The sequence below is a fragment of the Variovorax stachyos genome, assembly GCF_051400855.1.
Lineage (GTDB): Bacteria > Pseudomonadota > Gammaproteobacteria > Burkholderiales > Burkholderiaceae_C > Variovorax.
In genome coordinates, this window is sequence record NZ_JBLFFN010000006.1 from 303,054 (window position 1) to 317,973 (window position 14,920).

A 14,920-nucleotide genomic window follows, 5' to 3' on the forward strand; every position below is an offset into this window, starting at 1 on the left:
GCTCGCTCGCGCGCGGGACTTGTTCCCTCTCCCTCAGGGAAAGGGAACAAGAGCTCACTCCCTCACCGTCTCGTCCTTCAGCCCGCAGCGGTCCAGCACTCGCCCGATCCATCCGCGCGAATACGCGAGCGCGTGGTAGAGCGCAGTCGCCGCCCTCGCCCAGCGCAGGTACAGGCCCGGCAACCGGATCCAAGTTGCAAGGCGATACAGGCGGCGGCTCCACATCGTGATCGCTGCACGCATCCGATAGACGAGCTTGCGCCGCAATCCGAGCGACGAAGCCGAAGGCGGCACCCGCTTGCGCGGCCGAAGGCCTCGCCGCCGCCAGGTCAGGCGGTAGGCCAGCCCTTCGCGCCGCTGGCGAAAGCCCGCGGCCTGCGTGCGCTGCACGAAGGCCGCGTCGACGCTCTCCAGGCGCAGGCGCTGCTCCGCAACGGCACCATCGATCAGCTCGCGCAACTGAGCCGATCGCACCACCATCACGTTCGTGCCCCGTCCGTCGCTGGAGTAAGGCTCCACCCACGCATCGCCGAAAGCAATGTCGGCGGTCTCCGCCACCACGTCGTCGCAGTAGTTGCACGCGGCATTCTGGAAAAAGCCCGAGCCCCAGTCGCCTTCGGCCAGGTGGAACCAGTCATGCCGCAACGTGCGCCCGTCTCGCAGCGTGAACTGGACCGTGTACCAGTTGGCCGGCCGCTGCGGGTCCTTCACGCGAAAGTCGAGTTGCCGGACGTCTTCCAACCGAACGCCCGCCTGATGGGCGAAGCTCTCCACCATGCGCGCACTCTTCATGTGGCCGCAGAACAGTCCCAGCGTGAAGACCACCCGCTCGCGCACGACCGGGTCCTCGCGGCGCAGCAGCTGGATGGCCTTGATGAAGCAGGGCACGCCGACCACGGCATAGCGGCCCGGCACGGCGCGGATCATCGACAGCACGCCGGACATCTCGACCGGGTAGTAGCGCGACTTGGCGCCGCGGCACACCTCCTCGGGGCTGCGCGAGATGCGGTAGCGGAAGAAGGGCTCGCCGTCGCCGGGCGAATCGCCCTCGCCCACGTGCGCGACGCCATCGACCAGGCCGACGCGCAACAGCTCGGCCGCCACCCAGCTCACCAGCCCTCCTGAGCTGCCCTCGGCGCGGAACTGCCCCTGCGCCGCATGGCCCACGTAGGCGGACTCGAAGCGCCCGACCATCGGATCGACCTGCGGCGCATCGGGGTAGAGCGCCTGCGCGATCGTCGTTTCGTCCGCCGCCGACGGCGAGAAGGGGCAAAGCCGCGCGAACTCGGCCGAGCGGCTCGCAATCCACGCTTCGGGCCCGGCGGGCTTCAGCTCGCCATGGCGATCCAGCATCATCCTTGCGCCGGCAGCGGGAGCGCGGGAGACGCAGGCGCCGCAGCCCACGCAGAGCCCCGCGCGCTGCATGTCGCGCGGACTCACTGGAGTACCTTCGCCTTCGGCTGCGGTGCCATTCGCCTTCAAAGCGGCCGTGCGGCTCATCGCTTCGGCAGCATCACGCCGCATAACGCGGCTCTTCCTCGAGCGGGCTGTCCTGCAGCAGGACCCGGTCCAGGTAGGCCTCCGACACACGACGCCGTTGCTCGAGCCGTCGCGCGATGTCGATCGAGAGCGGCTCGTCCAGGCGAGCGTCGTAGGTCTGCCAGGGACTCTGCTCGCAGACCAGGTGCTCCGAGGTCCCGGCCAGCGCCATCAGCTCGCCGAGCTTGATCGAGCGATAGGCCGAGCGTTCGCAGACGAAAGGCTTCCACTCGCGCAGGGCGAAGACGCAGCCGTGGAAGAAGTTGGTCGCGACCGCGCGCGCCCCGGCCATGAAATGCCTGAAGTCCTCCGGCCCCGCCGAGATCCAGCTGTCATCGGCCCAGGCATTGCGGTAACCGATGCTCACCAGCCTGAGGTCCCTGCGCCTGGCCCAGTCCCGCACGGCATTGGCGAACCATCCGCTGAAGCTGTGGCCATACACAGCCACGTAGGCATCGGCCTGCTCGGTGCGGTTCGCTTCGCGGTGTTCGGCACCCAGGGGGAACTGAAGGCACGGGTCGAGGACGACTTCGGGCTCGATCCCCAACGCGCCGGCGACGATGGCCTGCGAGTTGCCGTCGCGCACCGAGACCAGGTCGAAGCTGGAGAGCCGCTCCGCCCAGGCGCGTGGAAGTCCCTTGCCCGCGGGATAGTTGCCGAAGCTCGCACCGTACGCGGCCAGCCGGCGAGCCCCCACGCGCTCACCGAAGAACAAGGGACAGTTGCCGTACCAGGGGTGGTCCAGGTTCCAGACCTCGTCGCTGCCGACGATCACCAGGTCGTAACCGTCCGTTCCGCGAGGCGAGTCCAGGTCGAAGCCGGGCGAAGAGGGAAGCGCGGCAAGCGCGTCGAAGAAGCGGCGTGTCTTGCTGGCGTAGAGCGAGCGATCCGAGGGATCCGAATGGGAGCGCGCCGGGCACGCCGGGCGGAGTGCGCAGCGCCACTCCGCCATGTCGATGCTGCGGGATCGGTGGTCGAGCAGCACGGCATCGTGGCCGCGACTTCGAAGCGCCTGCAGCAGGCAGCGCGCCTGCCAGTAGGAGCCGTAGTTGATGCAGCGGTGGAAGGTGAGCAGCCCGATCTTCATGGCCCTGGCCGCGGCAATGCACATGCCTGCGCGCCGCTGCCGCCCCAGGGCCTTTTCTGCCCTTCAGGGCTCCTCGCGCTTGCTTCGGCCGATGCGGCTCTTCAATCCCGCGGCGCGCGCTTCGGCCGAATTGAACTCGTGTGCCGTGCCTTTCTCATGCGCCGAACGCCCGCCCTCTCGGGCAATGTCGCGCTGGCGCGCAGGGTCCATGCCCGCAAAGCCGCGCCGGCGCACGCGTGCTGCGCGCAGGATATCGTCGTCGTCGTTCAAAGCCATCAAGACTCCTTTTTGGGTAGCAAGAGGAAGGAAAGCAGCAGCACGCCAAACAATGCTGCCCCCTTCGCCATGGCAAACGACGTGCCACCTCAGGACCTCGTGCCTCGCAGAGAGCCGGGGTGCGCTTGTGGCGAACCCCGCTTCTTTCCTTCACCTGGCTTGCTGCAGTTCTTGCGGCCTCCGCTTCACTTCGGCTTGCGGGTGGATGCGCTCTTCGCCTTCACGGGCGCATCCGGGTCGTCCGGGGCCATGCCGAGCTCGGCACCGGTCGGCGGGTCGCTGGCCGGATCCGAGGTAGTCCGCAGGGCCATGTCGTCGCAGGCTGCCTGCTCGTCCGCGGTCAGCGAGACGGAGGGTTCGCCGCTGCCGCCGTCCACCGCCATCTGCGATTCGGGGTCGCTGCGGTAATCCCAGCGCGGGCCCTGGTTCCAGGGGCCGCGCACCTCGTTGCCCTTGGACATGTCGAAGTACACGCCGGTGAACTCCGGCATGCCCGGCAGCTTGCCCGGCGGGAAGTTCGGCGTGATTGCATAGAGCGCCTTCTCGAACGACTTCTGGTGCGCGATCTCGCGCGTCATCAGGAAGCCCAGCGCCTCCTTCACGCCGGCGTCGTCCGTGCAGGCGATCAGCCGCTCGTAGACGATCTTGGCGCGCGCTTCCGCCGCGATGTTGGAGCGCAGGTCTGCCGTCGGCTCGCCGATGGTGTCGATGTAGGCGGCAGTCCAGGGCACGCCCGCGGAGTTGACCAGCGGCGGGCCGCCGCCATAGAGCACCTGCGTGAGGTGGCTGTCGTTGCCCGCGCCGGTGATGCGCCTGTACATCTCGGCCTCGGTCTCGACGGCCTCGGCGAGCTGGCCCTTGGCGCCCTTGTTGAGCATGCCGACGATGGTGCCGATCACCTCGAGGTGGCTGAGCTCCTCGGTGGCGATGTCGAACAGCATGTCCTTGCGGCCCGGATCGTCCTCGCCGACGGCCTGGGTGAAGTAGCGCATGGCGGCGGCGAGCTCGCCCTGGGGCCCGCCGAACTGCTCGAGCATGAGGTTGGCGAGGCCGGGATTGCACTCGCTCACGCGCACGGTGTATTGAAGTCGCTTGTTGTGAGAGAACATGGAGGCATCCTTCGAAGTGAGGGGTTGGACTGGACGGTGGACCGGACGGCCTTGGTGCCGCGGGAGTGCAATCTGCGTCGGCCCCCGGCCCATCCGTGTAGGCCCCCCGGGTGCGCTCCTGTCTCTTTTCATTGATGAGTTCACGTCGGCCCCGTCGGGCACGCCGCGTGCCGCGCTGCCCCGGCCCCCTCACTCGTTTCGAAGGAGATCGAGATGACGCAAACCGGGATCCTGCGGACGCTTGCGGTGGCCGGCGTTCTTTGTGCCGCGATCGGCGGCGTGCCCGCACAAATGCAGAGCGACACCACCCGCGTCACGGTCGCGCCCGGCGCCCTGTCGCCCGCCGGCAAGCTCCAGCGGGCCGACCGGAACATGCTGCGCGACATCGCGCAGGCCAACATGGCGGAGATCGCCACCGGCAAGCTGGCTCTGGAGAAGTCGCAGGACGGCGAGGTCAGGAAGTTCGCCCAGATGATGGTGGACGACCATTCGGCGGCGCTGAAGGATGTCCAGCAACTGGCCCAGGTCAAGGCCATGACGCTGCCGAGCGAGCCCGACACGAAGCACAAGGCCGCGCTGAAGGCGCTGCAGACCATGGACGGCGCACGCTTCGACCGTCAGTACATGTCGCAGATGGGCGTCGGGGACCACCGCAAGACGCGCGAACTGCTGCAGAAGACCCAGGCCAGTGCCAAGGACGGCGACCTGAAGGCGCTGGCCGGGAAGATGCTCCCCGTGGTCGAGGAGCACCTGGCGCACGCCGAGAAGATGACGAAGAAGTGATGCGGCCCCTGCGCGGCCGGGCGCCGGCGCTTCAGGCCCGCGCCGCGGCGCGCAGCTCGACCGGGTCGATGCGCAGCGCCTGGCGGTACTTGGTCACCGTGCGCCGCGCGATGCGGAAGCCCTGGTCCGTCAGGCGGCGCGCGAGTTCGGCATCGCTCAGCGGCGCTCCGCTCGGCTCCGCCGCGATGAGTTCACCCACGAGTTGCCGCAGCGCCGTCGGCGCGCTCGCGCCGCGGTGGGCGTGCTGCATTCCGCGCGAGAAGAAGTACCTCAGCTCGAAGACGCCGGCCGGCGTCGCCATGTACTTGTGGTGAACGGCGCGCGAGACGGTGGAGGGGTGCACGCCCACCGCGTCGGCGATCTCGCGCAACCCCAGCGGCTTCATCGCCAGGGGGCCGTAGTCGAAGAAGAGCTTCTGCTTGGTGACGATGGCCTGCGCGACGTCGCGAATGGTGGACACGCGCTGCCCCACGTTCTGTACCGTCCAGCGGGCGTTCTCGAGGCAGCCGCGCAGCTCCGGGCTCGCCGTGGCACTCTGCTGCTCGAACATGCGGGCGTAGGCATGATGGAGCTTCACCCGCGGAACGGTGGCTTCGTTGAGCACGGCCGTCCACACGCCGTGCCGCTTGCGCACGATCACGTCGGGCGTGACGAAAGTCGGCGCCTGCGCATCGAGCCGCCAGCCCGGGCGGGCGTCGAGCTTGCGGATGCGCTCGGCCGCGAGCTTGATCCGCGCCACCGGCTCGCCCAGCGCGAGGGCGATGCGCTGCCAGTTGCGGGCGGCCAGGTCCTCGAGGTGGTCCGCGACGATGCCGCGCACCAGCTCGCGCAGGGGCGCGTCGTCGATGGCGCCCAGTTGCAGCAGCAGGCACTCGGACACGCTGCGTGCAGCGACGCCCGCGGGGTCCAGCGACTGCACGCGGGTGAGCGCCGCTTTCAGCGCGGGCATGAGATCCTCGCCGGGATCGCCGACCAATGCGCCGATCTCCTCGAGCGAGATCCGCAGGTAGCCGTCGTCGTCCAAGGACTCGACCACCGCAGCAGCCAGCAGGCGCTCCTGCGCGTCGAGCCTGAGCACGCCCAGTTGCGCGTGCAGGTGCTCGTGCAGCGACACCGCCGCCGGGATGCGCTGCAGCGCGTCGGCGCTCTCCTCGTGCGACAGGCCCCCGCCTAGCGAGGCCGGGCCGGCGCTCAGCCGGTCGAGGGCCGCCTGCGAAGACCACTCGGCGCCTTCGAAGCCGGCCGAATCCGGGCCCGTCGGCTCTTCCAGTTCCAGAAAGGGATTGGCATCGGCGGCCTCGTGCAGGGCCTGCGCATAGTCGAGCGCGGAGAGCTGCAGCAAGCGGACCGCCTGCTGCAGCCGTGGGGAAAAAGCCAGGGTCTGGATGGGGCGGACCTGCAGGGCGATGGAGCTCATGGTCTTCCTTGTGGGGCCGCGAGTTGCGCAACACCCGTGCCAGGGCAGAACCCAGCCTTTTAGAGTTCTTTTGTTTTCATTTTGGCAAGGGGCGGGTTTCCAGCAGCATCCTTTGCTGTAACTCTTGCGATGTAATCCGGCCCCTGGCCCGCGCCGCTTTGTCCGACACTCGCAGCATGAAACAGACAGCCTTCGCCTCCGCGGCCCGTACCGCATCCTTCGCGGTGCTTGGCCTTGGAGCGGCCGTCGCCGCCGCCGTCTTCGGACGCGCGGCGCGTGTCGAGGACCACATCGCGGCCAAGCCCGAGATCGACCCCGAAACCGAGGCCGAGCTGCAAGCGCTGCGCCAGGCACTCGCGGCCCATGCGGAGGAAGCCAGCCGCCTCGACCACGCATTCCGCACGCCGATCGGGGCGGCGGCGGCAGCGCTGCAACTCCTCGAAACATCCGGTGACGACCCTGAACTCCAGGCGCAGGCCCGGCAGGTCATCGCAAGACAGCTTGGCCGTATGACCGCGCTGACAGAATCCCTGCGCAAAGCCGCACAGCGGCTCAGCAGTCAGGCGTAGACCGCATGGGCAGCGTACGCGCCATGATTCAATCCGGGTTCAGCCTTTCGTGGCATTCACGTTCACGGAAAGTGCAGGGCAAGAGGAGATAGCAAGTTGGGACACGCGCTCATCGTTGAAGACGACGAGGACTCCGGTCGCATGTTGGCCATGCTGGTCAAGCGCGAGGGTCATTCCGTGTCCATCGCCAGGGCGCTGAGCGATGCGCGCCGCTATCTTGCGATGCAGCAGCCCGACCTGCTCCTGCTGGACCTGCACCTGCCCGACGGCAACGGGCTCGACCTGTTCGAAGATGCCGGGCTGCTGTCCGATACCGAGGTGGTGCTCATGACCGGCCAGGCCAGCCTGGAGACCTCCATCCGGGCGCTGCGGCTAGGCGCGGCCGACTACCTGGTGAAGCCCGTCAATCCGCAGCACCTCAAGGGCCTGCTGTCGCGGCTCATCCGCCCGTCCAAGCTGCGCGCGGAGCTGGCGGAGATCACCGAGCACTGGCGCGAGACGGGCCGCTTCGGCCCGCTGATCGGCGCCTCGGAGGCCATGCAGAGCATCTATCGCCAGATCGCGCGGGTCGCGGAGACGGCGGTCAGCGTCTTCATCCACGGCGAGAGCGGCACCGGCAAGGAGCTGGTGGCCAAGGCGGTGCACGACCTCAGCCGGCGGCGCGAGCAGCCCTTTCTTGCCGTCAATTGCGGTGCAATTTCGCCGCACCTGATCGAAAGCGAGATCTTCGGCCACGAGCGCGGCAGCTTTACCGGCGCGGAACGCCAGCACCAGGGCTTCTTCGAGCGGGCGCATGGCGGCACCCTGTTCCTCGACGAGGTGACCGAGATGCCGCTGAACCTGCAGGTGAAGCTGCTGCGGGTGCTGGAGAACGGCACCTTCATGCGCGTGGGCTCCACGCAGCTGCAGCAGACCGACGTGCGCATCATCGCGGCCACCAACCGCGATGCCGCGGAGGCCGTGATGCGTGGCGGGCTGCGCGAAGACCTGCTGTACCGGCTGAACGTGTTCCCGATCTCGCTGCCGCCCCTGCGGGAGCGTGCCGACGACATCCCGCTGCTGGCCCGCAGCTTCCTCGACGACCTGCAGCGCCAGGAGCAGACGACCAAGCGCTTCACGCCCGAGGCCATGGAGCGGCTCAAGGCCTATCCCTGGCCGGGCAACGTAAGGGAGCTGCGCAATGCCGTGCAGCGCGCGTGGGTCATGGCGGCGGGCTCGGAGATCGACGGCGAATGGCTGCCGAAGCTGCCCGGCCCGGAAGCGGCAAGGCCACCCCAGCGGCCAAGTGCCGAGCCGCCGCCCGGGCAGCCGGGGGGCGGCCACCGGGAGCTCAGCATCAGGGTGGGGACGCCGCTGGCGGAGGTGGAGCGGCAGCTCATCCTGGCGACCTTCGAGTACTGTGGCCAGAACAAGGAGCGCACCGCGGCGCTTCTGGGCATCAGCATGAAGACGCTCTACAACCGGCTGAAGGAATACCGGCTCTGAAGAAGGCGGGAACGAACCGGGCATGCCGCTTGCCGGTCCGCGGGCAGGGGACGCGCACCGTTGCGCATCCTTACTCGAACCGAAAGCATTTCATGACGACAGTCTCCGACCACATGACGCGCGGCGTCCGCGCGATGTCGCCGCGAGATACCGCCCAGGCCGCCGCCCAGCTGATGGCCGAGCTCGGCGTGGCCGTGATCCCGGTCTGCGATGCCGGCCGGCTGGTAGGCATGGTCAGCGACCGCGACATCACGGTTCGCGGCGTTGCCCGCGGGCTGCCGCCGGCCCATACGCCGCTGGGCTACCTGATGAGCGCCGAGCTGCTGTGCTGCTACGAGGACGAGTCCGTTGACGACGTGGTCGGCCGGATGCGCCATGCGCGGGTACGCCGCCTGCCGGTGGTCGACCACCGGCGGCGGCTGGTGGGAATGCTGTTGCTGGGGGAGCCGAGCGAGGTTCACGCCTGGTAGCGCCGGCCGGGACGGGTGTCCCGACTTCCCTACGCCGCGTCCCGTTCCTGCAGCAACTGCGCCATCGCGGCGAGCAGCCGATCCGCCTCGATCGGCTTGCTCAGATGCAGGTCGAAGCCACGCTCCAGCAGATTCATGCCTTCCGTCTTGCTGCCCCAGCCGGTAAGCGCGATCACGACCAGCTCCTTGCCCGAGGGCATCGCGCGCAGCCGCTCGGCCAGTTCGATGCCGTTCATGCCCGGCATGCCGATATCCAGCACGGCCACGTCGGGCATCGCGGACCCGGCGGCGACCAGGGCTTCCGCGCCGCTCGCGGCGACCGTCGTCTCGTGCCCCCCGGCTTTCAGCAGCATGGACAGGGTCCACGCGGCGTCCTCGTTGTCATCGACGATCAGCACCCGTGTCCTGCCGAGCTGGACGGGGGCCGCTGCCGGCGGCCGTGACGACGCGGCGGCCGGCGCGCTGCCGAGCGGCAGCCGCACGCGGAAACAGCTGCCCTTCCCCGGGCCCTCGCTTTCGGCCTCCACCTGGCCGCCGTGCAGCTTGACGATGTTGCGCACCAGCGCCAGCCCCACGCCCAGGCCGTCGTTGTTGCGGTGCGCCGCGGCCGGCCCTTGGGCATAGAGATCGAAGACGCGGCCGATCGTCTCGGGCGTCATGCCGATGCCGTTGTCGCCCACGAGGATCACCACCTCGCCGTCACCCGGTTCCACCTGCAGCGACACCTCGCCGCCCGGCGCTGTGTACTTGGCCGCGTTGGTCAGCAGGTTGACGATGACCTGCGCGATGCGCAGCGGATCGACGCGCACGTAGACCGGCTGGTCCGGCACGCGGGTCACGAGCCGGTGCTGCGCGGCCTTCAGCAGCGGCTCGGCCGTCTCGAGCGCGGCTTCGACGACGCTGCACAGCGTCACGTCCTGCAGGTGCAGCTCGAGCTGGCCCACGGTCAGGCGCGACACGTCCAGCAGGTCGTCGAGCAGGACCTTCATGGTGCGGGATTGCCGCCTCACGATCTGTGCCGCCTGCGCGCGCTGCGGCGGCGTGGTGGATTCCTCGGTCAGCAGGGCGGCGGCGCTGGTCACGGCGGCCAGCGGGTTGCGCAGCTCGTGCGAGAGCACGGCCAGGAAGCGGTCCTTGGCGGCGTCGGCCTCCTCCAGCCGGGTGCGCGCGGCCTCGTTCTCCTGCAGTGCATTCGTCAGCTCGGCCTCGCTGCGCTTGAGCGCCGCCTGCGCTTCGCGGGCCTGTGTCTGGTCGCGCAGGATCTTCACGAAGCCGACGGCGGCGCCGGAGCTGTCCTGCATGCGCATCATCGTGCCGCTGCCCCAGAAGCGGCTGCCGTCCTTGCGCAGGTGGAAGCGCTCGTCGGCGGCTCTCCCGTCGGTCAACGCGGTATGTGCTTCCTGCACCGGCGCTCCGGCGCGCCGGTCCTCCTCGGTGAAGATCATGTCGGCCAGCCGCCCCAGCGCCTCGGCCTCGGTGAAGCCAAGCAGTTGCTCGGCGCCCTTGTTCCAGCTGGTGATGGTGCGTTCGAGGTCGGTGGAGAAGATCGCGTAGTCGCGCGCGTTCTCCACCACCAGGCGCAACCGTTCCTCGCTGCCGCGCAGCGCTTCCGCCGCCTCCCTGGCCTCGCCGATGTCGCGCACCGTGGCGGTGCCCCCGGCCACGGCGCCATCGGCGTCGCGGACCGGAGACACCGTGAGCGACACGTGGATGGCGCTGCCGTCCTTGGCGCGCTGCACCGTTTCCAGGGCTTCGATGCCCTGCCCCTCGGCGATCCGCTGGAGCAGGCGCTCCGCGTCGCCTTCCTCGCCGGCCAGCAGGTCGAGCGGCTGGCCGACGGCTTCTTCCGCGGAATAGCCGAACACGCGGCGGGCGCCGGCGTTCCAGCTCAGGATCTTGCCCTCCAGCGAGAAGCTGATGATGGCGTCCATCGAGGAGGCGACCACGGCCGACAGCCACTGGCTCACCTGCTCGGCCTTCTTGCGTTCGCTGATGTCGATGAAGGAGAGCACGACGCCGGCGATGCGGTCCTCGGCCGCCCGGTAGGGCGACAGCCGCGCCAGGAACCAGCTGCCGTCCGGGCGCCCCACTTCGCGCTCGATGGGCGCGAGCCGCTCGAGCACCTGCTGCGCATCGGCGCCGAGCTCGGGGTACTGCAGCTTGGGCATCAGGTCGCTCAGGGGCCGGCCCAGGTCGCCCGGGATCAGGCTGAACAGCCGCACCGCCATGGGCGTGTAGCGGGTGATGCAGAGCTCGCGGTCCAGGAAGATGGTGGCGATCGCCGTGGCGTCCATCAGGTTCTGCATGTCGCTGTTGGCATGCGCGAGCTCGTCGACCTTGGTCTTGAGCTCGTGGTTGACGGTGATCAGTTCCTCGTTGATGGACTGCAGTTCTTCCCGGCTGGTCTCCAGTTCCTCGGTGGCCGAGCGCAGCTCCTCGTTGATGGCCTGCAGCTCCTCGTTGCTGGCCTTCAGCTCCTCCGTGGAGGTCTCGTACTGCTCGACGGTGTCGCGCAGGTGCATGCGCATGCGCTCCAGCTCCCGGTCGAGCTGGGTGACGAGCGGCGAGTGCGGGTGCGCCTCGGACGCCGGCGCGGGCGAGAGCGCTGCGCCGGGGGCTTCGATGTCGAAGAGCACCAGGGTCATTTCATGGTGGCCATCCTTGATCGGGACCAATCGCATGGTGAGCGCACGGTTCTCGCCGCCGACCGGCACTTGCACCTTGGGCGTCTCGACGGCTTCGCCGCTCTGCGTGGCCCGCAGCAGCGCCGTGCGCAGCTCGATGCGCAGCGCCGAGGGGACCAGCCGCAGCAGGTTGCGGGTCGGGTCGCCCGCCGCATGCTGCAGCAGCTGCGCCGCGCTGGCGGACAGGTGCACGATGTCGTGCTCGGCGTCGATCAGCACCGACGGCGGCCCCAGGTGCTCCAGCAGCTTCAGGTGCAGCTCTCCCCAGGAGCTGCCCCGGGTGGCCGGGGCGTTCCCGCGGCGTTCGGCGATCAGGTTCTGCTGCTCGAACGCCTGGCCGGCGATGACCGGCGCTTCCGCCCCCGCGTGCCGGAGGTCCAGCGCCAGGGCCAGGGTGCTGGGCCCGCTCTGGACCGGCACGGCGGCGCGCGGCACGGCGCGGTGTGCGTAGATGCGGTGCCTCTTGTCGAGCACGGTGAAATACCGGCTTCCTTCGTCCACCGATTCGGAGGTGCCGAGGAACAGCCGCCCGCCCGGCAGCAGCGCGAAGTGCAACACGTCGAACACCCGCGCCTGGGCCGGCGGGTCCAGGTAGATCAGCAGGTTGCGGCAGGTGATCAGGTCCAGGCGCGAGAAGGGCGAGTCCTTGAGCAGGTCGTGCGTCGCGAACAGCACCGTCTCGCGCAGCTCACGCCGCACGCGATAGGCGTCGCGCTCCTTCACGAAGAAGCGGCGCAGGCGCTCCGGGGAGACATCGGCCTCGATCGCGGCGGGGTAGACCCCCTCGCGCGCGGCCTGCACCGCGTGCTCGTCCAGGTCGCTGGCGAACACCTGGATGGTGGGCGGCACGTCGAGCGTGCGCGCGTGCTCGGCCAGGAGCATGGCGACCGAGTAGGCCTCCTCGCCGGTGGCGCAGGCCGTCACCCAGGCGCGCACCGTGTCGTTCGGCCCCTTGCCGACGAACAGCTCGGGGATGTGCGACGCGAGCGCCTCGAAGCATTCGGCGTCGCGGAAGAAGTTGGTGACGCTGATGAGCAGGTCCTGCAGCAGCGCACCGGCTTCGCCGGAACGGGTGCGTATGCAGTTCAGGTACGCCGGAAGGTCGTCGACGCCGTTGACCTGCATGCGGCGGCCGATCCGGCGCACGATGGTGGCGCGCTTGTAATAGGAGAAATCCCGCCCGGTGCGCGCGCGCAGGAAATTGAGGATCTCGCGCAGGATGGCCTCGTCGGAATTGGCCGGCGGCTCGCTGGCCGGCTGCGCGCCCTCCTCCGGCGGCAGCCGCAGCGTCTTCTCGATCTTGTAGTAGTCCAGCAGGCGGGCCGCCATGTGCGACACCGGCAGCACCCAGTCGACCATGCCGGTCGCGATGGCCGCATCCGGCATGCTGGCATGCTCTGCCTCGTTCGGGTCCTGCGCGATCGTGAGCCCGCCGCGCTCCTTGACGCGCTTGATGCCGATGGCCCCGTCGCCGTCGCCGCCGGACAGCACGATGGCCGCCGAATGCGGCCCGTGGCTGTCCGCCAGGGCGCGGAAAAAGTAGTCGACGGCCATGCGGCGACCGGGCTGCGACTCCAGCTCGGTCAGTCGCAGATAGCCGTTGGCCGACTTGATGGCCTTGCCCGGCGGGATGACGTAGACCGTGTTGGGCACGACCTTGCTGGTCTCCTGCACCTGCATTACACGCATCGGGGTGGCGCGCTGGAGGATCTCGGCCAGGATGCTTTCGCGCTCGGCCGCCAGGTGCAGGACGACCACGAAGGCGAGGCCGCTTTCGGGCGGCACGCTGTGCAGGAAGGCCTGCAGTGCCTGGATCGCGCCGGCCGAGCCACCGAGCCCGACGAGCGGCGTCAACTGGTAGCCCCGCGTCGGGACGACGTTGTCGAGCAGCTCGGGATGCTCTTCCTCGAAGTGGTCAGGCTTGAAGTCGTTCATGGCTCGCAGTCCGTGGGGCCTGGGCCATGCTGGGCGGGCGACTCAGGTCGATGTTCGATTATGCGAGGCGGGAGCCAGGCTGCCGGTACGGACGCGCTTGAGTACCTCCTCGTCCAGCGGGGTGAATTTCAGGAGCGGGCCGCGGCCCCCCCGGGAGTGGGCAAGGGGCATGCCCGAGGCGTGACTGCTTGTTCCGGCCGCTCATTCGCCGAGCTTGCGCTCGCTTTGCTGCATGCGGTCGAGCACCTGCTCGGGCGCGACATCGCGCTTGAGCTCCTCGAGTTCCGGATCGTGCGCCTCGGGCACACCCATGCGGCGGGCCATCTCGCCGACCAGCGTGACCAGGCGCGTGATCTCGTGCTCGGCCAGCAGGCTGATCTGGAGGTCCAGGTCGGCGCGCTGGTCCGCCTGCGCGGCCATGCGGTTCTGGCTGACCAGCACGAAAGTGGAGATGAAGATCGCCTCGACGGAGGCCACCATGGCGAGGACCACGAAGGTCGGATCGAAGCGGGGCACCGCCGGCACCCAGCCGAGGTTGACCACGATCCATGCGCCGTAGATGAGCAGGTGCAGGTAGACGAACTTCATGCTGCCGGCGAAGGCGGTGATCGCATCGGAGATCCGGTCCTGCAGGCCGGTCTCTCGCTGTTCCTGCCGCCGCCGCTGTATCAGCGCTTCGATGTTGCGCTCGACGAGGCCGGCCATCTCCCCGGCGCCGCTCGGGTCCGGCGGCTGCGGAACCGCAGGCTCATCCGCGCCCACGGATCACCCCCGATGCCGCCTCGAACTGCGAGGCGTACAGCGCGCGGGCGCGCGCTGCCTCTTCGTCAGGGGCGCAGAGATAGATCTCGTGCCCCGGGCGCGCCGCCACCCGCAGGCCGCTGGAGCGCAGCATGGCCTCGACGGCGGCATGGTTGGGCGCCCACCAGTTGGTCGGATCGCCCGCCAGCCGGTGCTCGATGAAGGCCATGCGCGGCCAGCCCGACTCCAGGAGCGGGGTGCGGTCCTCGATCGAGCAGTCGGCCGTGTTCGCATACACCGAATCGCCCGGCATGGTCAGGGTCTGGAACATCATCAGGCGCCGCGTGCGGCGGGCCAGCAGGTCCAGCGCCAGCAGCGGATAGCGCAGGTGATAGAAGACGCCCATGAACCACACGAGGTCGAACGCTTCCTCGGAGCGGGCGATCTCGTAGACCTCCATGCGGCGGAACTCCACCTGCGCCTCCAGCCCGAACTCGTGCACCGCCCACCGGGCCTGCTCCAGGTAGTGGTCATCGACGTCGATGCCCAGCACCGATGCGCCGCGGCGCGCGAGCTCGAAGCTGTAGAAGCCGGCATTGCAGCCGACATCCAGCACGCGCCAGCCGCGCAGGTCGGCCGGCACGAAGGGCTCGATCTGCTGCCACTTGAAGCGTGGGAAGTCGCCGCCCAGGAAGTGATGAGGCAAGGTCTGCACGCCGCCCGGCAGGTGCAGGTTGTGAAACCAGGGCGCGAGCGCGTCGATGCGGCGCTGCAGCGCGTCGGCATCCGCGGCGCGGGCCTCGGGGCGGGACATGGCAGCGCGCT

Annotated in this window: 12 protein-coding genes; 4 read left to right on the forward strand and 8 right to left on the reverse strand. The window is 69.3% G+C overall.

The features are described 5' to 3' along the window. Window positions 1-54 precede the first annotated feature (54 nt). From ACMGEZ_RS13940 to ACMGEZ_RS13955, 4 genes are all read right to left on the reverse strand, one after another. Window positions 55-1,440 carry a Coenzyme F420 hydrogenase/dehydrogenase, beta subunit C-terminal domain gene (locus ACMGEZ_RS13940; protein WP_436822869.1) on the reverse strand — a complete coding sequence of 462 codons (1,386 nt, stop codon included), beginning with the start codon at window positions 1,438-1,440 and terminating at the stop codon, window positions 55-57. Between the two features lie 73 nt (window positions 1,441-1,513). Further along, a complete protein-coding gene (locus ACMGEZ_RS13945) occupies window positions 1,514-2,626 on the reverse strand; it encodes a polysaccharide pyruvyl transferase family protein (protein ID WP_436822870.1) in 1,113 nt (370 codons plus the stop codon). Window positions 2,627-2,689: 63 nt separating this feature from the next. Beyond that, the gene (locus tag ACMGEZ_RS13950; protein WP_436822871.1) at window positions 2,690-2,902 is read right to left on the reverse strand and encodes a KGG domain-containing protein; all 213 of its coding nucleotides are present in this window, start codon (window positions 2,900-2,902) and stop codon (window positions 2,690-2,692) included. Between the two features lie 185 nt (window positions 2,903-3,087). Next, the gene (locus ACMGEZ_RS13955; RefSeq protein ID WP_436822872.1) at window positions 3,088-4,011 is read right to left on the reverse strand and encodes a manganese catalase family protein; all 924 of its coding nucleotides are present in this window, start codon (window positions 4,009-4,011) and stop codon (window positions 3,088-3,090) included. A 213-nt stretch (window positions 4,012-4,224) separates the two neighbouring features. Here ACMGEZ_RS13955 and ACMGEZ_RS13960 point away from each other — a divergent pair, with 213 nt between their 5' ends. Further along, a complete protein-coding gene (locus ACMGEZ_RS13960) occupies window positions 4,225-4,794 on the forward strand; it encodes a DUF4142 domain-containing protein (protein ID WP_436822873.1) in 570 nt (189 codons plus the stop codon). Between the two features lie 31 nt (window positions 4,795-4,825). Here ACMGEZ_RS13960 and rpoN read toward each other — a convergent pair whose 3' ends face one another. Further along, window positions 4,826-6,211, reverse strand: coding sequence for an RNA polymerase factor sigma-54 (gene rpoN / locus ACMGEZ_RS13965; protein WP_436822874.1), 1,386 nt, complete (start codon window positions 6,209-6,211; stop codon window positions 4,826-4,828). A gap of 176 nt (window positions 6,212-6,387) precedes the next feature. On the opposite strand from rpoN, the gene ACMGEZ_RS13970 reads away from it, so the two are divergent. From ACMGEZ_RS13970 to ACMGEZ_RS13980, 3 genes are all read left to right on the forward strand, one after another. After that, window positions 6,388-6,780 (forward strand): histidine kinase dimerization/phospho-acceptor domain-containing protein, encoded by a 393-nt coding sequence (locus tag ACMGEZ_RS13970; RefSeq protein WP_436822875.1) that lies wholly within the window; start codon window positions 6,388-6,390, stop codon window positions 6,778-6,780. 96 nt (window positions 6,781-6,876) lie between these two features. Further along, complete coding sequence (locus tag ACMGEZ_RS13975) at window positions 6,877-8,265, forward strand: sigma-54-dependent transcriptional regulator (RefSeq protein WP_436822876.1); 1,389 nt, start codon at window positions 6,877-6,879, stop codon at window positions 8,263-8,265. Window positions 8,266-8,357: 92 nt separating this feature from the next. Continuing rightward, window positions 8,358-8,735 carry a CBS domain-containing protein gene (locus ACMGEZ_RS13980; RefSeq protein WP_436822877.1) on the forward strand — a complete coding sequence of 126 codons (378 nt, stop codon included), beginning with the start codon at window positions 8,358-8,360 and terminating at the stop codon, window positions 8,733-8,735. 29 nt (window positions 8,736-8,764) lie between these two features. Here the strand turns inward: ACMGEZ_RS13980 and ACMGEZ_RS13985 are convergent, their stop codons facing one another. The 3 genes from ACMGEZ_RS13985 to ACMGEZ_RS13995 all read right to left on the reverse strand — a co-directional run bounded on the left by ACMGEZ_RS13985 (window position 8,765) and on the right by ACMGEZ_RS13995 (window position 14,909). Beyond that, window positions 8,765-13,354 (reverse strand): PAS domain S-box protein, encoded by a 4,590-nt coding sequence (locus tag ACMGEZ_RS13985; RefSeq protein WP_436822878.1) that lies wholly within the window; start codon window positions 13,352-13,354, stop codon window positions 8,765-8,767. A gap of 201 nt (window positions 13,355-13,555) precedes the next feature. Continuing rightward, window positions 13,556-14,059 carry a DUF1003 domain-containing protein gene (locus tag ACMGEZ_RS13990; protein WP_436822879.1) on the reverse strand — a complete coding sequence of 168 codons (504 nt, stop codon included), beginning with the start codon at window positions 14,057-14,059 and terminating at the stop codon, window positions 13,556-13,558. Window positions 14,060-14,102: 43 nt separating this feature from the next. Then, window positions 14,103-14,909, reverse strand: a complete 807-nt coding sequence (locus ACMGEZ_RS13995) for a TIGR04290 family methyltransferase (RefSeq protein ID WP_436822880.1) — start codon at window positions 14,907-14,909, stop codon at window positions 14,103-14,105. Window positions 14,910-14,920: the final 11 nt, after the last annotated feature.

Coding starts and splice junctions, on each gene's coding strand:
- ACMGEZ_RS13945 (WP_436822870.1), bottom strand. CDS start 2,626: ATGAAGATCGGGCTGCTCACCTTCCACCGCTGCATCAACTACGGCTCC.
- ACMGEZ_RS13990 (WP_436822879.1), bottom strand. CDS start 14,059: ATGGCCGGCCTCGTCGAGCGCAACATCGAAGCGCTGATACAGCGGCGG.
- ACMGEZ_RS13960 (WP_436822873.1), top strand. CDS start 4,225: ATGACGCAAACCGGGATCCTGCGGACGCTTGCGGTGGCCGGCGTTCTT.
- ACMGEZ_RS13970 (WP_436822875.1), top strand. CDS start 6,388: ATGAAACAGACAGCCTTCGCCTCCGCGGCCCGTACCGCATCCTTCGCG.
- ACMGEZ_RS13955 (WP_436822872.1), bottom strand. CDS start 4,011: ATGTTCTCTCACAACAAGCGACTTCAATACACCGTGCGCGTGAGCGAG.
- ACMGEZ_RS13950 (WP_436822871.1), bottom strand. CDS start 2,902: ATGGCTTTGAACGACGACGACGATATCCTGCGCGCAGCACGCGTGCGC.
- ACMGEZ_RS13980 (WP_436822877.1), top strand. CDS start 8,358: ATGACGACAGTCTCCGACCACATGACGCGCGGCGTCCGCGCGATGTCG.
- ACMGEZ_RS13985 (WP_436822878.1), bottom strand. CDS start 13,354: ATGAACGACTTCAAGCCTGACCACTTCGAGGAAGAGCATCCCGAGCTG.
- ACMGEZ_RS13995 (WP_436822880.1), bottom strand. CDS start 14,909: ATGTCCCGCCCCGAGGCCCGCGCCGCGGATGCCGACGCGCTGCAGCGC.
- rpoN (WP_436822874.1), bottom strand. CDS start 6,211: ATGAGCTCCATCGCCCTGCAGGTCCGCCCCATCCAGACCCTGGCTTTT.